Here is a 21,692-nt window from a genome sequence, read left to right on the forward strand (position 1 = left end):
GAAAGGAGATTTCCTATGACGGATTCCCGCCAAAACAGCTTATCTGCGATCTTCTGTGGACTCGGCACCATTGCGTTCTTCGATGAAGTCGTGTTTCATCAGCTGCTCCACTGGCACCATTTTTACGATTTATCGACGACGTCCGCCGGCCTCGTTTCCGATGGCCTGTTTCACGCGTTCAGCTGGAGCGCCACCGTCGCCGGCCTGTTTCTGCTTGCCAACCTCTGGAAAAAAGGCGTCTGGCAGCGGACACGGTGGCTTGGCTATTTCCTTGTAAGCGTTGGTTTATTCCAGCTTTATGACGGGCTCGTCCAGCATAAACTGCTCGGCCTGCACCAGATCCGCTACGGCGTCGATCTGCTTCCGTATGACCTCGCCTGGAATGGGTCGGCTGTGGTGATCGCCGCCATCGGTGTTCTCCTCATCCGGAAGGCCGTCCGCCCATGATGACGTACCTGCTTCTCTGTTTTTTCGTCTCCGGACTGCTGCTCGCCTTGATTTCCACTTTCTCCATCCAGCGGAAAGACCGCCGCTTTTATCAGCGTCTGCTCTTCCTTCAAACTGGTGCAGCGCTCGTACTGATCAGCATTTCCGGCCCGCTTGCTGCTTTGGCCCATCATTCCTTTTACGCTCATATGTGGGTGCACTTTCTGATCGGCATGCTTGCACCGCTGTTTTTCGTCCTCGGGCGCGGACTCTCCTTTTTTCTTTCGCTGCTCCCCACCCGTGCGGCGAAAGCAGCTGTCCGTTTTCTGCACCTGCCGCTTCTGCGTGGTTTTACGTTTCCTGCAGCCGCACTTACGCTGAATCTCGGCGGCATGGCCGTTCTTTACCTCACCCCGCTTTACCCAATGATGATGGATTCCCAGGCACTTCACTGGCTCGTTCACATCCATTTCCTCGCAGCCGGCTGGCTGTTTACCGCGGTCATTGTGCAGACCGAGCCGCTGCCTGTGAAACGCTCCCTCCTCCATAGAGGCGCTGTACTGACCGCAATGATCGCAGGACACGGGATCCTCTCCAAATACCTGTATGCGAACCCTCCGGCAGGCGTCTCAGCCGCCGAAGCCGCTTCCGCCGCGCAGATGATGTATTACAGCGGCGATCTCGTCGATGTCACGCTGCTCGTCCTGCTCGGCTGGGAATGGTGGAGACGGCGGGAAGTCACGCCCGCAGCAGCCGCAGCCCATTCAAAATAACGAGAATCGTGCTCCCCTCATGCCCGAGCACGCCGACCGGCAGCGCCAGCACCTGCAGGAAGTTCGAAAGCAGCAGCACGAGAATCACCCCCGCCGAGAAAACGACGTTCTGGAAAACGACGCGTTTCATACGGCGCGAAAGCCGGTACGCTTCGACGATCCGGGAGAGTTCGTTTTTCATGAGCGCGACGTCGGACGTCGCAAGTGCAGCATCCGTCCCGCCGCCCATAGCAATACCGATCGATGCCGTAGCAAGCGCCGGTGCATCATTAATGCCGTCTCCGATCATGGCGGTCGGTCCGTAATCACGCTCGAGCTGCTTCAGTTCCGCTACCTTCGTTTCCGGCAGGCAGCCGGCACGGTAATTGTCGAGGCCGAGTTCGGCAGCGATCGCGGCCGCCGTTTCTTCCGTGTCTCCTGTGAGCATCACGGTATGAATGCCGGCTGCTTTCAATGCCCGAACCGTTTCCTGCGCCTCTTTCCGTACGACATCGCGGCAGGCAAGAATGCCGGCGATTCCCTTTTCATCCTGTACATACAAAATCGTTTTCCCTTCGGAGGCGAGGGCAGCCGAAGCACCGTCTTGAAAAACAGCAGCCGCCTCCCGCCCGACAAATGCTGCTTTTCCAATCCGCCACGTTTCGTTTAAAACGACTGCCTCGATGCCGAACCCGGCTGTGTCCTGCACGTCTGTGACTTCGGCCGGTGTGATGCCGTGGAGCGCCGCATAGCGCATGACCGCTTCGGCGAGCGGATGGGAGGAAAACTGCTCCAGACCGGCCGCCGCCTGTAGAAACGTCGTTTTGTCGATATCGGCACGGGTGACGCAGTCGGTGACTTCGGGGTGGCCTTTGGTGAGGGTGCCGGTTTTGTCGAAGGCGACGGCGCGGATGCGGGCAAGCTGCTCTAAGTGGGCGCCGCCTTTGAACAGGATGCCGTGGCGGGCGCCGTTGGAGATGGCGGACAGGGCGGCCGGGGTGACGGAGGCGACGAGTGCGCACGGGGAGGCCACGACGAGAAGGACCATGGCGCGGTAGAATGTTTCGTTCCAGCTCCAGTCGAACAGGTAGGGCGGCAGCACCATCATAAAGGCGGCTGTGACAAGAACCGTCCGGACGTAGGGGCCTTCGATCCGTTCAATGAACTGCTGGGACGGGGCTTTTTCGGTCTCCGCCTGCTGCACGAGTTCGATCATTTTCTGTACGAGCGTTTCTTCAACCGGGGTCGTGATGGTGACGAGCAGCACGCCGCGCAGGTTGACAGTGCCTGCGAACACGTTGTCGCCGGGACCTTTTGCTGCGGGCAGCGACTCGCCGGTCACCGCGGCTTCATCGACACTCGTGTCTCCTTGTGCGATGGTGCCGTCAGCCGGTATTCGCTCGCCTGGGATAATGCGGATCGTGTCGTTTAACTGGAGCGTTTTGACCGGGACCGTTTTTTCTTCGCCGCCCCGGATACGCACGGCTTCCTCCGGCTGCAGGTTCATCAGCGCTGTGATGTCACTGCGGCTTTTCAGCATGGAGTAGGATTCGAGCGCGCCGCTCAAGGAAAAAATAAAAATGAGGATGGCCCCTTCCACCCAGTAACCGATCGAAGCCGCACCGAGCGCGGCGACAATCATGAGAATTTCCACATTCAGCCGGCGGTTGTTCCACGTATCCGAAACGCCTTCGACGGCCTTGGCTGCTCCGCCGATGACGAAGGCGGAGACGAACAGTACGACCTGAAGCAGACCGCCCGCAGCAAGCGCCGCCAGAATCAGCGCACCGCTCAGGAGCGCCGCGGTGAGCTCTACACGCGGACGGTACGCTTCTTTATTCCGCTTGAATGCAGCCGTATCCATTTCCCCTCGCCTCCCCAGGCCGTAAGACGTTTTGTTTATGTATTTCTTTTATTCGACAGAAGCAGGAAGGCTTCCTGCCTGCCGGGCCGGCGGGCGCGGTTTTCAGACTGGCTGCGGTCCGCAGGAGGTCTTCAGGAAAACGTCGGGGGAATGTATCATAAAGCTCCGGAGACATCCACCATGATTTCAAGCTGATTGCGATCTTGTTCTCTTACCGGAGTTATCATGGCTTTCTCCAGGCAGTAGACTCCTTTCTCAATAAACACCAGCTTTCATGCAGCTTCATAACTGCTTTGGCTTTTTTGGAATTCCGCCCATTTTTGTACTTTACCTGATAGAAAATTAATACAAACTAGGAACATTAGATAAAAAGACTTATAATATCAATCAGAATACACCAGTAAATAGGGGGAATATTCCTTCTTGTTCATTGTAATGAATGATACAATAGTATTAATAGACATATTATAGTTAATGGCAAACTTATTGAAAAATAAGGACGCAAAGCTATAGGGACTAAAGATCTTTCGAGATCTATGTCAGCCAGCTGCCTGTAACATAGAAGGTAGTCTGGCATAACAAGTACATTGTTGTGTTTTTTTGTTTTTAAAATCTGTTTAGAGGAGTGTGAAAAGATGGGTAAAGGAAAATTGATTTTTAGTCTGCTGCTTATATTTTTGTTGGTTACTAGTTTCAGCGTTTCAGTTTTTGCAAATGAGACTGAGAATGCTGATGACCGAATGGAAATTGAGCTTGATTTTGAGGATGCTGAAGAAGCACCATGGGCTCAAGGGTATATAGGAAAAATGCTGTCCAAAGATGTTGTTAAAGGGTACGTGGATGGAACATTCAGACCTAATGCGCCTGTCAAACGAATCGAAGCCATCATTATGGCTGTTCGTTTAATGGACATGGAAGAAGAAGCACTTGAGAAATCTCTGGATACACAGCTTCATTTCAGAGATGACCAGCAGATTCCTTCCTGGGGAAGAGGCCATGTGATTGTCGCTTTGGAGAATGGACTCTTTGATGCAACAGAGGAGGAAATCCAAGCGCATGAACCAGCTTCAAGAGTGTGGATCGTAAATTTACTAATCAAAGCTCTGGACTTAGAATCTGAAGCTCTGGAACAAATGACTAAAATACCTGATTTCACAGATTCTGATCAAATCCCGGCTGGATCAGTCGGATATGTAAATGCTGCAATTGAAAACGACCTCATCACTGGTTATCAAGATAATACATTCCGGGCAAATAATAATGTAACACGAGCTGAAATGACTGCTTTATTAGACCGGACAAATGATGGTTTATTAGAACAAGGAGGAGCTGTGACCGTCCAAGGTGAGATAACAGATATTTCGTTCTCTGACGAAGAGACAACGAATAGCTCCGCACAGACAAATGGAACGATATCCATCCAAACTTTTAACGGAGAAGTAGCAACATACTCGATCTCGCCTGAAATATTCGTTCAATATCATTCGAGATTTATCCAGGCAGATCAGCTTAGAACAGAGGATATTGTGACTGCCGTTGTTAATGATGGTGCAGTTGTAGAAGCCTACCTCCTCGATGAAGATTCAGTAAACACACACTCGAACATTGTAGAACTAGAGATAGAATTAGAGCAGGAAGATAAAGAGATGGAGATTGAATACAAGAATATAAAAGGTGAACTAGAAGCAGAAATTGAAACGGAATCTTCTGGTGTGGAGAAAGAAATTAAAGGCGAAGCAGCGATGCAGCAAGTGAAGGCATTACTTGATCAGTTAGCATTAACGCCTGCGTTATCTACTGATATGATCGTTGAAAGAATGTTGCACGCCCTGGAAATAGAAGAAGATGCACTTGAAAAACTAGAAATTGAAATTAAATTTTCTGATGGAACAAAGATTGAAATAGAGTTGGGAAATGATGATGAGAGCGACGATGATGATGACGACGATGATGACGATGACGATGACGATGACGATGACGATGACGACGATGATGACGACGACGATGACGATGAATAAGGAAAACTTACAAAGAAAGACGAATTGAGTTTATACATGAACATGTTTCGTCCTGGACTGTAGACAAGCCCCTTGAATAGGCGCTTGTCTACAGTTTTTTAACAAGGTACGGCCATCCATCACAACGGGGAAGATCCCTCCGCCTCCGAAACAGAAAACCAGCTGAGGGAATCTCTCCTCAGCTGGTTTTCTGCCCCTGGCTGGCAGCATGTTTTATCCCCAGATTGTGATGCGGTTTTTTCCTTCGACCAGTTCCGAGAGCGGTCCGGGTATCGTTGTTTCGTTTCTCGTACGTCCGGCAAGATCTTCTTCGAGGAAAACAGCACTCCCGTCCGGCTTTTCGAACTCTGCATCCACGATCCGGACACGGGGAAGCGTGTGGGTCGACTGGATGGAACAGAAGCGGGCTGCCGCCTCCTCCGGCAGATCGATTTCCAGAAGGACCGCGTCTCCTTCTTCTACGATGCGGAAGGAAGGGTCCCTGTCGACCTGCACGTATCCGCTCTCCTCCTCATAAGGCGCAGCACCATGCAGGTACGCATTGCTGTGAATATACACCGGCTCCTCTACCATCGCAAACGCTTCGTGGTCTCCGCCTGTCCGCTCACGGATCTCCTGCACGGCTTCGATATAGTCGTCAAGTGACGCTGAGAAGCCGTTATACGGCGAGGTGCCCGCGTTTTGAATACCGTCATCTCCAATAAACAGGTTGTTCACCCAGCGGTCATCTCCCCCATAGACAGGTGCCGTTCCTTTCACCTCTGTACTATGAGGCTGATGATACGGCGTGGATCGATCGAGCAGCTTCTGAAGCTTTACTTCCCCCCGGATCAGGTTGTTTACGTACGCTCCGCCCTGCGCCCGGTTATCGATGGCATAATCTGCGGTGAAAATATTATGGTCGATAAGGTACGGACCGCTGCTCACTTCGACAAACAAATCCCGGTTGCTGCGGTAGCTGATGTTACGGCTGACGCGGGTTCCCTGCAGCTGCCAGTCCAGCCAGATGCTGAGGGAACAGTCATGGATCCGGTTATGCACGATCTGTGTATCGATCGGGGCATGCAGCTTGATGCCGGCAATTTCATGGCCGTAGAATTCCCGCTTTACAGCAATATTGTAAATATGATTGTCTGTGATTTCACTGAAAATACAGCCGAGGTGGCCGACGATACCGTTCTGTCCGCAGTCATAAATCGTATTGCGGCGGACCACGTGCGAGCCGACCCTTTCCCTGCTCCAGCCGATCTGCGCTGCAGCAAAGACGGTTTCCAGCTGATAATGATAGCCCGGCTTATCCCGCCGTTTCGACGCATAGTTGTCTCCCGTGGAGATCTCTTTACCGAGACTGATGCCGCTGCACTTCGCGTCGTGGATGATGTTATCCTCAATAATCCAGCCTTTGCTCCAGTGCGGTCCTAGCAGCCCCGGCTGATCCGCTGTCGGCGGCGTCCACGGAGTTGCTGCCTGGGCCATTTCAAAGCCGCGGACCGTGATATAGTCCATCCCTGTGACGTCCGGAAAGAAGCAGCATTTCCTGGCGTTGATTTCGGTCAATTCCTTGTTCGGATCGGCGCTCTGGAAATTTGCATAAATCGTCGTCTGCTCGTCGTGAACCTCCGCATACCAGGTATACCGCTGCTGCTCTGGATCGTGCGCAGGAACGATCGTTTCCGTCCAGCGGTCCAGTACTTCTGTTTCCACCACCGGCGCTTTGACCTGGTCATAGCTCTCTGCCTCATAAAACGCCCGGCCGTTCATGTATACTTCCCCAAGATGCCTGCCGGGGCTGTACAAAAGCCAGTCGCCGAACAGCTCTTCAGCAAAGGGGTTGCCCTCGGGAAACAGATCATGGGAAACGGTGACCTTCCATACCGTTCCGTCCACCTTCTCCCAGCCGGTAACCTCTTCGGACCCTTTGATCACGACTTTTTCTCCTTCTGCGGCCTGATACGTGATCCTTCTCCAGTGGCTTCTTCCGGGATGTTTCGGCTTGACCCATTCCCGGTACACCCCTTCATGCACCGTGACGGTGTCCCCTGCTTCGGCCGCCTCGGCTGCGCGGTTGATCGTCAGAAATGGGTCCCCGCTTGTTCCCTGGCCTGCGTCCGTTCCGTGTTTCGCTACATGGTACTCGATTCCCATTGCCTCGTCCTCCTTGTCGTCGTCCTTCCCCGCTTCTGCGGGTGCTTCCTTCTTTATTTTAGGATAGACCACGCGACACGGCGATTGACATTCTAGTACAATAAGAGACAATATTCGTGATTTTGACGGGAGGGGATCGGATGATTTTTTTCGAACACCATGGCATGGAAGAAGATGAGTATTTTCGGGTTTTCCCCTTGAGGTTCGAGCATTTCCCGCTTCATTTCCACCGGGCTTTTGAACTTATCTTTGTGGAACAGGGCACAGCTTCGGTGTTTGTCGACCAGCAGGAATACGACGTCTCCTCCGGCGAAGCGGTGTTCGTCTTCCCTCATCAGCTCCACGCCATCACTACCTCCGGCGGTGCGCACGTAACGGTTCTGCTGTTTTCCCCCGAGGTGATTGGACATTTTTTTGTGAATCTCAAAGGCCGGATCCCGACGAATAACGTCATTCCCTTCCGCCGGCTGCCGGACCAAGGAGAAGAGGACGCCGTTTATGCCCAGAAAGCCTTTCTGTACGACTTATGCGACACGCTCGTCCGTCAATCGGGGTTCACCGACGTGAAATACTCCCCTAAAACGAAAATCATTCACCGTATGCTCCATTTCATCGATGTCCATTTTCATGAAACGTGCACGCTTCAGGCAGTGGCAGAGGAACTGCAGTATGACTATGCGTATCTCTCCAAGCTGTTTTTACAGATGACCAACATGACCTTCACGTGGTACGTCAATCACTACCGGACCGCTCAAGCCTGCTACCTGCTGAAAACCACACAGAAGCCGGTAGGAGAGATCGCCGCTGACTGCGGCTATACGACAATGCGCTCGTTCCACCGAAACTTCCACCGGATGATGCACACGACTCCCGGCAGGTACCGGGGGCACCGTTGAAGCTCAGGGAAAGAGAGAGACCATCCTTTAGATAGAAGCCCAAAATACCGCTCCACGGCACCGCTGTTGCAGCACGTCGTAAAAGGTCTCCTTCTTGATGCGCTGAAAAGCCGCCTCCCTCAGGAAGCGGCTCAGACTGCAGACAAATTTAATCATTATGTATAATTATTACGATTAAATACTAAAACACTTCTACGCTGCCTGGCAGAAACTTGCCGCGGGCTTGTCTTATAGCCGGGAGTACTCCCCGGCTGCAGCGCATGAGCGGAGCCGGCCTATGGTTTAAGACGCAGGGCAGCGATCTTCTGCCATGCGGCGCGGCTGCGCGGAGCCATGCTTCTCCTAAAAGAGATATTGTCCAGCTTCAGGACCCGCTCTGTTTCCTTCACCCCTGTCGCCGAAAGCAAAGATCGGCTTTCGTCGGCAGGGCTTCCAGGACGGCTCGTTCGTGACCTGGGCGCTTCCGCTTTTCAAACTCCCTCTTGAACGCGCACGGCTGCAGGTGCAGGCAGAAAGCGGTACCCCATTCAATATATCTCCCTTTTCTTTTTAGACCAGGCGGGCTTTTCCAGGTTTATTATAAAAGCTTCATTGTACGCTTCTCTGTTAAAAGCCTCCGTTTTTTCGAATACCTACGTTCCACCAGGGCGGAAGGTTTGAATTTTACTGCCTGGCTTTAATGAGTGCAACCCATGGTCTCAGCTGAAACACACTAAAGGGTCCTTTCCTTTCGCAGCTCCTGTAAAAAATGGTTGGAAATTTCGTTTACCGCATCAACGGCTTGAGGATAGTATCCAAGCTTTCTAACAAAGGCATGATCCATTCCTTTATATTGAAAATGACGTACCGGAACTCCAGCATCTTTCATCTGAGCAGAAAACTCTTCTCCTTGAATACGAAGAAAATCAAATTCTGCCGTTACAAGCGTGGAAGGCGGCAGGGGGGTTTTATCTTTGCGCAGTAATGGAGAAACGAGTGGCAGGAGCACCTCCTCCAAATTAGTAAGGTAGAGTGTCTGAATAAATAGGAGAGATTCTTTCATGGTTACAAGCTCCTGATAAATCAACTCCTCATCTTTGGCCATATCGTAGTGTTTTATGTTCCAAGTGTTTCTTGATACGTCAGACAAATCCACCAGAGGACAAAGCATGCCGATATAGCGGATTTTCCATGGTTTTCCTATGCTTAAATAATGGACCCCGAGGGCAAGATTTCCTCCAACACTGTCTCCTACTAAACCCATTTCATCCGCCTCTACATTAAACTTTTCGGCATTTTCGTAAATATAACGTACGGCTTCAAAACAGTCATTCAAGCCGTCCCTATAAGGGTGCTCCGGTGCAAGACGATATTCCACACCCACGACTACGGCCTCTGCTGCCTGCGCTAAGTACTTACACACATTTTTCATCACTTCCATATCCCGCTCGAAGAAACCTCCTCCGTGTAGATAAACAAGAACTGGCTTTTTTTCTCTAGTCTTGTTATAAACACTCAGTGGAATTTTACGATCCTTTAAAACTATATTCTCTCTGTGTGAGGAGATACCTCTGCTTAAATCTTTGTTATTTATCTCCACTCTGCTTCGAATAATTTCAAGGTCGTCAATTTCGAGCGGACGTCTTCCATTCGGGTCGACTTCATTTTCCAGAAAGTTTTTGACTCTTGGATCTAGACCGCCCTTCCCTTCCTGGAAAGGGATTTCCTTATTAATGATATTCAATCTTCCTTTTTTTGAATGCGATACTTGGTTTTTTAATCTAGCTGTGAGCTCCTCATGCGTGTATGCCATGACGTATAATCCTCCTTAGCAAAATAACCGACCTGTCTCTCAGCTGTCTTTCTACTAATATGTCCGGTTCTTCTCTTTTAGTTGCCCAAAGTCCTTTGTTTCTTTTCTATACCCTTTTCATGTTTATTTCAAAAATGATACGTGCCTTCCAGCATTACGCAGGACAGTGCTGGAATTAAAACGTCACCCGAAATCCCACGAAATTCCTGAATTTTTTAGCAGACATCAGATCTGACTTTACCGGACCTGCATGAGGCTGTAGCTCTTTACTTTGGCAAAACACTTACAATGAATTCCTGAAATCAATTTAAAATGCCCTATAAAACGTGGGACCGGGCTTTCAAGGTAAGAGAATATTATTTAAGTGAAAGAAGATTATTCCCATATATCCTAGTTAAGTACACAACTTTATTACTTGTTTATAATTTATCCGACCTTTTGTTATTTGTAGTCGTTTTTTTGTTTCACCTCCAAACCAGTATTAAACATTAAAAGGGAAAATTAGTTAATTATTCATATCAGCGGATTTCTTAATTCTCAGCCCGTGGGAGGGAAGCAAGAGGTTTTATGCATTAAAAAAGCCGCCTCCTTCAGGAAACGGCCGCGCGATCACCGGGCGCGTGTCGCGGTGATCGTAAATTTGTATTCATCGCTTTTAAAATACAGGTTCGTGTACTCAAACACTGTATCATCTGCAAGCTTCGAGGACAGCTCCACTTTTAAAATCGGCTGCGCGGCGTCCTCCAGTCCAAGCAGCTCCCGGATCTCCTCCGGGGGTAGAATCGGAATCACTTCCTGAAAGCTCTCCTTAATCGCAAGCGACAACTTCCCTTCAATATATGCATACTTCGAATCCTCCGCCACCTGATACGTCAGATCCGGAAACAGGCGGAGCGGCAGGTACGTCTCCTCTACAATGAGCGGCACATCATCGGCAGAGCGCTGCCGGAGAATCGCATATACCTTCTCCCCCTCGTCCAGGCCGAGACGCTGCGCAACGAACGGATCCGGCTCCACCACCTCAAACCGGAGCACCTTATTCGACGTCGTCTTGTTCCGCTTCTGCATCTCCTCCGTAAACCCGACCAGCTCATAAATATTATGCTCATACTTCGACTCCTGCACATACGTCCCGCTTCCCTGCACCCGGCGGAGAAGCCCTTCCTCCACAAGCAGCTTCACCGCCTGACGCACCGTCACACGGCTCGCTCCGTACTGCTCCGACAGCTTCGCCTCCGTCGGAACCGCCGTCCCCTCCGGCCACGAACCATCCTCAATCCGCTGCTTCATCTCCCTCGCTATCTGCTGGTACCTCGGCGCAAACTCACTCACAGGCGGCCTCCTCTCGCTGAATTGTCTGCTACCAATATAACACATTTCCAGCTAAAACGACGTTCCCACACATTCTCTCTTTTCCTGCATACATAGTCGGTTTTTACCCGTTCCCCGCCGGTTTCAGCTGAGCAGAAAGGTTTATCTGCAGAAAATAAATCGTTTTCTGTTGACGCTTTCACGTTATTGTATTATATTTGTATCACATATTAGATAAAATGTTTTTAATACCAATTGGAGGGTTTCCTCATGAAAAAGCAGAACTTGACGATTACCGGCGGCGGCAGCACGTACACGATCGGCATGATTATGAGCCTGATCGAAGAAAAGAAAACGTTCCCGCTCCGTTCCATTACCTTCTACGATACCGATGCCGGACGCCAGGAAAAAATCGCCCGGGCCAGTGAAATCATCCTGAAAGAAAAATACCCGGAGCTTGAAACGGTGAGCTGGACAACGGATAAGAAAGAAGCGTATGAAGGCGCCGATTTCGTTTTCGTCCAGATCCGCACCGGCGGCCTGAAGATGCGCGAGCAGGATGAGCAGATTCCGCTCCGCCACGGCCGCGTCGGCCAGGAAACGTGCGGCCCCGGCGGCATGGCGTACGGCTTCCGTTCGATCGGCGACATGATCGACGTCGTTAACGACATCCGGCACTACGCACCGGAAGCGTGGATTTTAAACTACACGAATCCAGCGGCCATCGTTGCCGAAGCACTGCGCCGCGAGTTCCCGGAGGACAACAAAATTCTGAACATCTGCGATATGCCGGCAGCGATCATGGTCAGCTACGCGAAAATCCTCGGCAGGGAAATCTGGGATCTCGTGCCGGAATACTTCGGCCTGAACCACTTCGGCTGGTTTACGGACATTTACGACAAAGAGGGCAACCGACTCACGGACGACATTAAGCGGGCCATCACCGAGGACGGCTTCATCCCGGAAGACTCGGAGATCGTCAACGACCCATCCTGGATTAAAACGTTCAAGCAGGTGGAAACGATGCTCAGCCACTTCCCGGAATACCTGCCGAACACGTACCTGCAGTATTACCTGTACCCATCCGACATGGTGGAAAAGGAAGAAATCGACAACACCCGTGCCCGCCAGGTGATCAACGGCCGCGAGAAGCGGGTGCACACGCTCAGTGAACAGATCATCGAAGACAACTCCACGGAAAACGTCGAGCTGGAAGTCGACATCCACGGCTGCTACATGATCCGCGTCGCTGCCTCCCTTGCCTACAACCGCGGCGAGACGTACATCGTCATCGTGGAAAACAACGGCATCATCTCGAACATGCCGTCCGATGCGATGGTGGAAGTGCCGGCTGCCCTGACAAGCCGCGGACCGAAGCCGTTTGCTGTCGGCGAAATCAAAACGTTCTACAAAGGACTCATGGAAGGACAGCTTGCGTTTGAAAAACTCGTCGTCGATGCCTGGTATGAACAGAGCTACGATAAGCTGATGCAGGCACTGACGCTGAATCGGACCGTCGTCGATGCGCCGGCAGCGAAAGCCATTTTAGATGACCTGATCGAGGCAAACAAAGACTTCTGGCCGGAGCTTTACCGCTCCAGGCAGGAAGCGGTTACCAGCTGATCGAGCGTCGTTTTTCGGGAGGGGGTTTCTCTCCCCTTCCTTTCACGGTGATGTAAAAGCGCTTACGGATAATGGATGAACAGGAGGAGACAGCATGAATTTTGCCGCGTTACAAAAGTTTGGAAAGTCGCTGATGGTTCCTGTCGCGCTGCTTCCGGCGGCCGGGATTCTTCTCGGGATCGGGGCGGCGCTCACGGGGCCGCTGGCGGATACGCTGACGTTTCTGCAGAATGATACGATCGAGGCAGTCAGTGCAGGGATGAATCAGCTCGGGCTGACGATATTTGAGAACCTGCCGATTATCTTTGCGATCGGTGTCGCGATCGGGCTTTCCGGGGGAGCCGGAATTGCCGGGCTCGCTGCGCTGCTCGGCTACATTATGATGAATACGACGATTTCGATTGCGCTCGGCATCACGCCGGAAATGGCGGAGTCGGAGGGTGCTTATACAGAGGCGCTCGGCATACCGACGCTGGAGACGGGTGTTCTCGGCGGGATTGTCGTCGGACTGCTTGCGGTGTGGGTGTACGGCCGGTTTAAACGGTTCCAGCCGCCGGAAGTGCTCGGCTTTTTCGCGGGGGACCGCTCGGTCGGGATTGTGATGGTGTTTGCGTCGATCGTTCTCGCGTTTGCGGTGATGTTTATCTGGCCGCCGATTCAGACGGCGATTGATGCCACGGCAAACGTGATTGCTTCAGACACGACGAACCCGCTCTACATCGGTCTCTACGGATTTTTAGAGCGTGTGCTTATTCCAACAGGCCTGCACCATATTTGGTACGCACCGTTTTTATGGACGGGTCTCGGCGGCAGTGCCGAAGTGGCGGGCCAGACTGTGACCGGCGATCAGTACATTTTCCTCGCCCAGATCGCGGAAGGTGCGGAAGTCACCGCCGGCCGCTTCATGGCAGGAAAATTCCCGGTCATTATGTTCGGTCTTCTCGGGGCGGCGCTTGCGATGTACCGTGCGGCGGATGAGAAAAACCGTCCGGTCGTCAAAGGGCTTCTCGTCGCCGCAGCCGGAACCGCGTTTTTAACAGGGATCACCGAACCGATTGAATTTACGTTTCTGTTTGTTGCTCCGGTGCTGTTCGTGATCCACGCCCTGCTTGCCGGCGTCAGTTTCGCCGTCGCCTTCATGCTCGACGTGCATCTCGGCTGGGCCGGCGGCTCCGGGTTCATTGACTTCATTCTCGTCAATGCCATTCCGGGCACGAACAACTGGTGGATGAACTTCGTCCTCGGCGCCGCGTTCTTTGTCATCTACTACTTCCTGTTCTCGTTCGCGATCAAGCGCTGGGATCTGGCCACGCCGGGACGCGGCGGCCAGGAGGCGAAGCTTTACACGCGGAAGGACTTCAACGAGAAAAAAGCAGGAGAAGACGGCGCAGCAGCAGGTGCTGATAAAAAAGAGTACCAGATTATCGCTGCCGATATTCTCGACGCCCTCGGCGGCGAAGAAAACATCGAACACGTCGACGCCTGCTTCACGCGGCTCCGGGTTTCCGTCCAGGATCCCGAACAGATCGATGAGCCGCAGCTGAAAGCCCTCGGCGCCGCCGGCGTCATGAAATACCAGAAAAACATCCAGGCCGTCTTCGGCGGCAAGTCGGACCTGTACAAAAACGAAATCCTCGACCTGCTGGAAGAAAAGAAGCAGGAACGGGCCTAGCCCCGCACCCCCGGCCGGAAGCGCAGACTTCCAGCCGGGGGATTTGTAGTTTGAGGAGCAGATTGGCAGCTGCTTTTCAGCGGAGTCTACCAGCGAAAAAGAGGAGTCCAGCAGCGGCAGCCCGGAGTCCGGTACTTCCGGCCTCCACACCGCCCTGGAAAACGTCCGCTTCTGACGGAGGAATGTATCATAACTCTCCAGGGAACGTTCGCTGCCGGCATCCGGACGTCCGTAACAGCAGGTGCGGCGTCCACTTCGTGAAAAATGTATCACTTCTCCTGCCGAAACGTTCGTTACCTAATGCAAAACATCCGCTTCTCCCCAAAAACGTCCGCTCCCTCCACCGGCCGCTGCCCCTCCAATGCCAAAAATGAATAAGCCGCCTCCCTCAGGAAGCGGCTTTCTCCTCGGTCATCAATGAGTCTTCTGCATTCGTTAAGAATCTGCTGTTTTCCGCTTTTTCAAATCACTCAAAATCGTCGGATACAGCTGATCAAGCCGGTAAAAGAATAAGATTATCATCTGCAGGACAGCGATCACAGCCGGGAGCCAGATGAACAGTACAATGATGGCTGTGACAGCGGAAGCCGACTGCTCGGTGGCACCTCCGGCATAGCCGCCGAGTGTCAGTCCCCAGCCGAGAGCCGCGGCACCGAGTCCCATGCCGACTTTCGTTCCAAAACTGCCTGCACTGTAAACGAGGCCTTCTGTCCGTACGCCCGTTTTCCACTCGCCGTACTCGATCGTATCGGCCAGCATGGCAAAGAACGAACCGAGAATCGGTGCCATGCCGATGCCGCGGATAAATGCTCCTGCCAGTACCAGCGTGGTGCTCGCCGGATCGATAACGAGCAGCACGGTTCCAAGCAGACTGACAGCAAGCCCGATCAGCATGGCGTTGCGTTTTCCAAAGCGCTTAATGACAGGTGCCATAAATAAGAGGCCGACCATAACCGGGAAAATACCGGCAAGACCAAGAATACCGACGAGATCCGGGCGGAAGAGGATATACTCCGCATAGTAGACATTCACACCGCTGCTGAGACCCATTCCCGTGTAGGTAACGATGGAAAAAGCAACGAGAAGCCCCCAGTATTTATTGCGGAACAGAGCCTTCAGCCCTGTTTTCAGCGGAACGGTTTTCTCTCCCGGCTCTCCGCCGTCAGCCGCTGCGACACGCTCCTTCGTTTTAAAAAAGGTAAGAAGAAACAAAAGGCCGGCTATGGCACCGAATATCGCAAACGTAATGGTCCAGCCTGTCTGACCTCCGCCGAACATGCCGACGAGCGGAAGTGTTCCGAACATCACGATCGATGCACCGCCAAGCGCCATAAACATACGGAAAATATTCAGCTGCGAGCGCTCGTACTGATCCTGCGTCATCAGGGAATTCAAGACGCCATAGGGGATGTTGATGGCTGTGTAGACAATATGAATCAGGTTATACGTCAGCACAATATAAATCAGCGTCGCGGCCTGCCCCATAGGCGGCACGGTAAACAGAGCGACAGATAACAGGGCGTAAGGAAGCGCCATCCATAACAGCCACGGACGCGCTTTACCGAAGCGTGATTTCGTTTTATCCACGACGATGCCCATGCCGATATCCGTCAGCCCATCAAGCAGCCGGGAGACGAGAATAATGGTGCCGATAATCGCGGCGGAAACGCCGACGACGTCAGTATAATAGAACAACAGAAACATGGAAATGGCAGAAAAAATCAAATTGCTGGCCAGATCCCCTGCTCCGTATCCTGCCTTCTCCCCGAATCCAATTCCCTGCACCTGCTTCTGCACTAGATTTTCTTTTTGCACATGTAAATCCCGCTCGTTTACAGCCATCTCATTTCCTCCTTTTATTAAGCGCTTTCAAAATACATTTTTGGCTGGTGCTGCCACGTTCCGCGCAGCAGCACCATTTTTTCACCATTTATCTGCGTGACACGCCGTTTAGTTTGTCGAGCAGCTCTTCCAGCCGGTCCTCGGTGAAACTCGGCTGGAAGGAGACGAGGGCACGAAGCGGCATGTAGGCCATCATGGCTTCGATCATATCCGACGGCTCGTCTTCAGACGGCTGGAAAACGGATCCTGCCATCAGCCGCTGCAGTTCTTCTCCCAGTACTTCTTTCAATGCCGGATCTTTCATTAAATCTCCGATTGTCGCATTTCTGTGTACAGCCGGTGCCTTCGTGAAAACGTCTTTTGACAGCTTTACTTTCTCCGTCTGTTCGATATCGCTGACCGACCGCGCAGCGTGGATAAGAACGCTGCCGCCTTCCACGTGCCAGCCCGGTTTTTCCGGCTCGTAATAGGCAAACGCTTTTTCCGGCAGGGCGATGCGGACGGTTCCGGTCTCTCCGGCTTCGAGCGTTATTTTCTCAAAGCCTTTCAATTCCTTCTCCGGCCTGACAACACTGCTTTCCGGATGGGAAAGGTAGATCTGGACGACTTCCGCGCCGGTCCGGTCTCCTGTGTTCGTTACCGTGACATCCACATACACGTCTCCGTCCACCTGCTCTACATTCATGGAATCGTAGGAAAAAGTCGTGTAGCTCAAGCCGTAACCGAACGGAAACAGCGGCTTGATTTTCTTCGTGTTATAATAACGGTAGCCGATAAAAATGCCTTCCCTGTACTCGACCTGGTCTCCTTCTCCCGGGAAAAATCCGTAGGACGGATTGTGCTCAAGCCGTTCCGGGAATGTCTCAGCCAGCCTTCCGGATGGATTGGCCCTTCCGTAGAGCACATCCGCGGCTGCGCCGCCAAATGCTTGTCCGCCGAGATAGCCTTCCACGACTGCGTCCACGCCGGACAGCCACGGCATTTCCACCGGCGCCCCATTGCTCAGCACAACGATTACCGGGACCTGCAGCTCCTTGAGACGCTCCAGCAGTTTTACCTGGTTGTCCGGAAGCCGCAGGTGGCTTCTGTCATACCCTTCCGATTCAAATCGGTCAGGCAGCCCGGCAAATACGACCGCTTTCCCTGCCTTCTCCGCTGCCGCGCAGGCTTCTTCCAGAAGCGTGTCATTCATCCTGTCCGACTCAAGCTCATATCCCGGCGCATACGCGATGTCCGGATTGTATTTCCGCAGCTCCTCCAGCGGATCATCCAGCTTGACCGGGTTAATATGAGAACTTCCTCCTCCTTGATAGCGTGGATACGCCGCAAGCCGGCCGATAACGGCAGCCGGGCCGGATGGATCAAGCGGCAGCACGTCATTTTCATTTTTCAGCAGCACCATCGACTCTGCCGCTGCCTGCCGTGCCAGCTGATGATGACTGTCGAAATCTACGTCCTGAGCTTCCGTCTGCTGTGACCGGAAAATGAGATCCAGTAAGCGGACACATGCTTCATCCAGGACCGTTTCGGAAAGCGCTCCGGACTGAACGGCGGAAATAATCTTTTTATCCCCTTCCCCCTGGCTTGACGGCATCTCCAGCTCCAGCCCTGCCTGCAGAGCCTGCACACGCTCATTCACCGCACCCCAGTCCGAGACGACGATGCCTTTGAATCCCCACTCTTTTTTCAAAATGTCCGTAAGCAGCCGGCTGCTTTCCGAAGCATAGGTGCCGTTTACCTTGTTATACGCACTCATCACCGTCCACGGCTGTGCCTGCTTCACTGTCTCTTCAAAGCTCGCAAGGTAAATTTCCCGCAGCGTCCGCTCATCCACCACGGCATCTGTCGTCATGCGCCGGTGCTCCTGATTGTTCACCGCAAAATGTTTCAGTGACGTGCCGACACCCTGCTCCTGCACGCCGGTAATATGAGCAATCGACATTTCCGATGATAAATACGGATCTTCGGAAAAATACTCAAAATTCCGGCCGCACAACGGAGAACGCTTCATATTTGTTCCCGGACCGAGCACGACCGCCACATTCTCCTTCGCAGCTTCTCTGCCGATCGCAGCCCCGACATCCCTTAACAAATCCCGGTTCCACGTAGCCGCAAGCCCCGCAGCCGAAGGAAAACACGTCGCCGGCACACTGTCGAGCAGCCCAAGATTATCCCCCTCATTCTGCTGCTTTCGGAGGCCGTGCGGACCATCCGTTAAAATGACCGATGGAATATCGAGCCGCTCCACTGCTTTCGTCTCCCAAAACGACGCTCCGGAACAGAGTCCAGCTTTTTCTTCCAATGTCATCTGCTTTACCAGGTTTTCCGCTGATACAACCGTCATATAAACCCCTCCCTGCTGATAGTGACTCTAGTTTATGGGAGAAGGTACTTTCTATGTTTGTATATACTTCATCTATTTTGTATAATTCAAGATAAATTTAACCGTTTTCATAAGAAAGGATGGGTCGATATGGTTGTATTGATGAAGAACAACAGCGAAATTCGGCGTATCGCTTCTATTTTTCAAGGAGCGGTTCTTCTGCCGGTTCAGCTGTTCGACGCAGATGAGAACCAGGCGGCCGTTTTTCCGGAAGGATTTCCCGAAAACCCGCTCTATAAAGAAGACCACTCCCTGTTTGCCGGAATGCATTTTGAGAAAGATCCGTTCGATTTCCCGGTACTCCGCTCCACCAACTTTTTGGAAAGTATTCTTTCCATACGGGTCCGCCGCCACGGCACGTTTAGCGGCACCATTTTCATCGGGCCGTTTTTGAATACGCCGCTGACCGAGGAGATGCTCTCCGGACTCATCCACGATATGCAGGCAGAAGAGCTTTATGAAGAGCTCAGCGCCTATTACAAATCAGTGCCTCACGCTGGTGTGAAGCAGAGCATGCAGGCCGGGGCGCTCCTTTATTATCTTCTTTACCAGAAAGAGCTGGACTGGAGTGAGGTGATGCAGAAGCGGAGTATGATGTCGATTCCTTCGGAGACGATGGAGCTGCAGACAGCTGAAAACCGTATACAATATAAGGAACATCATAAGCTGGAACAGGAAGAAGACGTCTTCCGTCACATCCGTGAGGGAAACAAAGAAGGCATTCTGGAGAACTGGGGAATGCTTGAGGGAACGTCCAACTCGGCTCTTTTAGCCAAAGACAGCTATGTAAGACATAAAAAGAACCTTGGCATTTCGGCCGTCACGCTCGGCACAAGGTATGCCATCCGGGGCGGACTTCCGGATGAAGAGGCGTTTACGTTGAGCGATTTGTATATTCAGGAACTGGAAAAGAAAACGAACGCCCGCGAAGTGGACCAGCTTATTCTTGAAGCAGTGCTCGATTTTACCGACCGGGTCGCCCAGCGGAGAAAAACGCTCTATTCCCCGCTTGTTACCGCCTGCATACAGCAGACAGCTAAAGATATTTTCAGCAGCGAAATGACCGCAGCAGAGCTGGCACGCTCCCTCGGCGTCCACCCCGGCTACCTCTCCACCATTTTTAAAGAAGAGACCGGGGTCAGCCTGCACGGTTATATCCAGGAGCAGAAAATCAACGAAGCCAAACGGCTGCTCACCCACTCTTCCTATACCGCCGGCGACATCTGCAGCTGGCTTCATTTTCACGATCAGAGCCATTTCACGAAAACGTTCAAGCAGTATACCGGCATGACACCGGGCGCCTACCGTAAAGCAGCTTCCCTTCCAGGAGCAGGGGAACCGGACAGAACTGTCTGATGAGACGCCGGCCGCTTTTGGATTTTGGGGCGGGGTTTCAGCAAAGTCTTACAACGGAGAGGATGACTCCTGCAGCGGCGGCCCGGAGTCCGGTAACTCCGGCTTCTGCTCCCGCAACGGCAGAAGGTTCTCAGTTCCGGCATAGAAACTCTATGCCCCGTCACGCGGCCGCTGCCTCTCTACCCTGAACCGAATACGGCACCAGAGCAGAGGGCGGGCGCTTTCCAGCACGCGTCGCGGTCGCATTCGCACTCAAATAAAATAAACCAGGCAGAAACCGCCTGGTCTTAAAAGAAAAGAGAGATTTGTTGAATAGGTTCCAGCTTTCTGCCTGCACCTGCAGCCGTACGCGTTCCGGAGGGAACGGCCTCAACTAATTCCTTCTTCCTTGCGTCTGAAGGAATGGATTTTCGCCTCGTTCGGATCCTCCCGGAGTCGACGGCCTCCGGTTTCGGCAGCTAGAAAAGAAACGCTTGATAGGAGCGGCCCTTTCTGTATAGAAATTGCTGTCATCCAGTTGCGTAGAAAGTATAATTATTGCCTTATACATTTCGTTCCTGGTACGGGTACGGAGCCTCTGTATTTCATCTCTATTTTACTAAGCTTCGAAGCGTTCGGCAGAGACGCCAGTGGGATCAAGCGCAGTCTGAAGATCCTTTCTCAGGGCGCAGGCCATGAGAAATAGCTGAAGACAAGCCCACGGCAAGCTTCTGCCGAGTAGCGGAGAAGCTCCATCAACAGAAACAAACGGTACATGGAACAGAACACTGCAATGCTGTAACGCTTGGCATCCCTGTTCGAAAGAGGCTTCGAACTTTATACTTTCTTGTACTTCAAAAAAAGAAGCCTATACCAGGCTCCTCCAGTGTTCTCTAAAATATGGCCCGGATGACGCGGGCGGGATTGCCGCCGACGACAACGTTTTCCGGAATGTCCTTCGTCACGACCGCGCCGGAGGCGATCACGACGTTATCTCCTACGGTCACACCCGGATTAATCACTGCCGCGCCGCCGATCCAGACGTTGTCTCCGAACGTAATCGGCTGTGCATACTCCCGGCCCGAATTCCGCTCTTCCGGGTCAATCGGGTGCGTGGCTGTATAAACCTCCACACTCGGCGCCAGCATGCAGTTGTCACCGAACCGCACCTCGCACACATCGAGAATCGTGCAGTCAAAATTCGCAAAGAAGTTTTCTCCGACGTGTGTATTGTACCCGTAGTCAAAGCGGATGTTCGGCTCCATGACAATCTGCTCCCCCGTCGAACCGAGCAGCTCCTTCAGCATATTCGTGCGCTCCGCTTCTTCCGTTTCCAGCGTGCTGTTGTACTCGCGCACGCGCCGGCGCGCCGCGGTCCGCTCCGCATACAGTACCGGATCCGCCGGGTCATACATCTCTCCTGCGAGCATTTTTTCCTTCTCTGTTTTCATGACTGCCCCTCTCCGGTGTCATCGAGTGTATTCGTCGACGTTTTCAGCTCGCCGGCCGCATTCACATACACATCCAGATACGTTCCGTCCGTAAATTTTACGACGACCGCCTTTTCTGCGACCGCCATCTCTTCGACCGTCTTTCCCGCAAAATTCGCCGGGTACACCGTAAAATCCTCCAC

15 protein-coding genes, 1 pseudogene and 1 riboswitch are annotated in these 21,692 nt (G+C 52.6%); of the genes and pseudogenes, 7 read left to right on the forward strand and 9 right to left on the reverse strand.

Annotation, left to right across the window (positions count from 1 at the left end; translation table 11 throughout):
• Positions 1-15 precede the first annotated feature (15 nt).
• A complete protein-coding gene (locus tag C6I21_RS00750) occupies positions 16-447 on the forward strand; it encodes a DUF2243 domain-containing protein (protein ID WP_105957514.1) in 432 nt (143 codons plus the stop codon).
• Complete coding sequence (locus tag C6I21_RS00755; RefSeq protein ID WP_105957515.1) at positions 444-1,199, forward strand: cytochrome c oxidase assembly protein; 756 nt, start codon at positions 444-446, stop codon at positions 1,197-1,199. The genes C6I21_RS00750 and C6I21_RS00755 overlap by 4 nt, the downstream gene beginning before the upstream one ends.
• On the opposite strand, the gene C6I21_RS00760 is transcribed toward C6I21_RS00755, so the two are convergent.
• Together C6I21_RS00760 and C6I21_RS16855 are read right to left on the reverse strand one after the other, a co-directional pair.
• On the reverse strand, positions 1,165-3,042 hold the full coding sequence (locus tag C6I21_RS00760) for a heavy metal translocating P-type ATPase (RefSeq protein WP_105957516.1): 1,878 nt from the start codon (positions 3,040-3,042) through the stop codon (positions 1,165-1,167). The genes C6I21_RS00755 and C6I21_RS00760 overlap by 35 nt on opposite strands.
• A gap of 173 nt (positions 3,043-3,215) precedes the next feature.
• Positions 3,216-3,362: pseudogene (locus C6I21_RS16855) on the reverse strand (IS4 family transposase); the annotation flags it as partial.
• Between the two features lie 146 nt (positions 3,363-3,508).
• Positions 3,509-3,597: riboswitch (cyclic di-GMP riboswitch) on the forward strand.
• Positions 3,598-3,677: 80 nt separating this feature from the next.
• Between C6I21_RS16855 and C6I21_RS00765 the strand changes: the two are divergent.
• The gene (locus tag C6I21_RS00765; protein WP_105957517.1) at positions 3,678-5,060 is read left to right on the forward strand and encodes an S-layer homology domain-containing protein; all 1,383 of its coding nucleotides are present in this window, start codon (positions 3,678-3,680) and stop codon (positions 5,058-5,060) included.
• A gap of 213 nt (positions 5,061-5,273) precedes the next feature.
• Here the strand turns inward: C6I21_RS00765 and C6I21_RS00770 are convergent, their stop codons facing one another.
• Entirely contained in the window at positions 5,274-7,205 is a 1,932-nt protein-coding gene (locus C6I21_RS00770) for a right-handed parallel beta-helix repeat-containing protein (protein WP_181186016.1), read from the reverse strand.
• Between the two features lie 140 nt (positions 7,206-7,345).
• Here C6I21_RS00770 and C6I21_RS00775 point away from each other — a divergent pair, with 140 nt between their 5' ends.
• Entirely contained in the window at positions 7,346-8,101 is a 756-nt protein-coding gene (locus tag C6I21_RS00775) for a helix-turn-helix domain-containing protein (protein WP_105957518.1), read from the forward strand.
• Between the two features lie 712 nt (positions 8,102-8,813).
• On the opposite strand, the gene C6I21_RS00780 is transcribed toward C6I21_RS00775, so the two are convergent.
• Complete coding sequence (locus tag C6I21_RS00780) at positions 8,814-9,893, reverse strand: alpha/beta hydrolase (protein WP_105957519.1); 1,080 nt, start codon at positions 9,891-9,893, stop codon at positions 8,814-8,816.
• A 609-nt stretch (positions 9,894-10,502) separates the two neighbouring features.
• The gene (locus tag C6I21_RS00785; protein ID WP_105957520.1) at positions 10,503-11,225 is read right to left on the reverse strand and encodes a GntR family transcriptional regulator; all 723 of its coding nucleotides are present in this window, start codon (positions 11,223-11,225) and stop codon (positions 10,503-10,505) included.
• Between the two features lie 249 nt (positions 11,226-11,474).
• Here C6I21_RS00785 and C6I21_RS00790 point away from each other — a divergent pair, with 249 nt between their 5' ends.
• Positions 11,475-12,827 (forward strand): 6-phospho-alpha-glucosidase, encoded by a 1,353-nt coding sequence (locus tag C6I21_RS00790; RefSeq protein ID WP_105957521.1) that lies wholly within the window; start codon positions 11,475-11,477, stop codon positions 12,825-12,827.
• A 94-nt stretch (positions 12,828-12,921) separates the two neighbouring features.
• On the forward strand, positions 12,922-14,499 hold the full coding sequence (locus tag C6I21_RS00795; RefSeq protein WP_105957522.1) for a PTS transporter subunit EIIC: 1,578 nt from the start codon (positions 12,922-12,924) through the stop codon (positions 14,497-14,499).
• A 435-nt stretch (positions 14,500-14,934) separates the two neighbouring features.
• Here C6I21_RS00795 and C6I21_RS00800 read toward each other — a convergent pair whose 3' ends face one another.
• Both C6I21_RS00800 and C6I21_RS00805 read right to left on the reverse strand, forming a co-directional pair.
• On the reverse strand, positions 14,935-16,341 hold the full coding sequence (locus C6I21_RS00800) for an MFS transporter (protein WP_105957523.1): 1,407 nt from the start codon (positions 16,339-16,341) through the stop codon (positions 14,935-14,937).
• Positions 16,342-16,429: 88 nt separating this feature from the next.
• Positions 16,430-18,685 (reverse strand): glycoside hydrolase family 3 C-terminal domain-containing protein, encoded by a 2,256-nt coding sequence (locus tag C6I21_RS00805; protein WP_105957524.1) that lies wholly within the window; start codon positions 18,683-18,685, stop codon positions 16,430-16,432.
• 129 nt (positions 18,686-18,814) lie between these two features.
• Here C6I21_RS00805 and C6I21_RS00810 point away from each other — a divergent pair, with 129 nt between their 5' ends.
• Positions 18,815-20,080, forward strand: a complete 1,266-nt coding sequence (locus C6I21_RS00810; protein WP_105957525.1) for a helix-turn-helix domain-containing protein — start codon at positions 18,815-18,817, stop codon at positions 20,078-20,080.
• Between the two features lie 872 nt (positions 20,081-20,952).
• Here the strand turns inward: C6I21_RS00810 and C6I21_RS00815 are convergent.
• Together C6I21_RS00815 and C6I21_RS00820 are read right to left on the reverse strand one after the other, a co-directional pair.
• Complete coding sequence (locus C6I21_RS00815; RefSeq protein ID WP_105957526.1) at positions 20,953-21,510, reverse strand: sugar O-acetyltransferase; 558 nt, start codon at positions 21,508-21,510, stop codon at positions 20,953-20,955.
• The gene (locus C6I21_RS00820) at positions 21,507-21,692 is read right to left on the reverse strand and encodes a hypothetical protein (protein ID WP_105957527.1); all 186 of its coding nucleotides are present in this window, start codon (positions 21,690-21,692) and stop codon (positions 21,507-21,509) included. The genes C6I21_RS00815 and C6I21_RS00820 overlap by 4 nt, the downstream gene beginning before the upstream one ends.

Source organism: Alkalicoccus urumqiensis, from assembly GCF_002993335.1.
Lineage (GTDB): Bacteria > Bacillota > Bacilli > Bacillales > Salisediminibacteriaceae > Alkalicoccus > Alkalicoccus urumqiensis.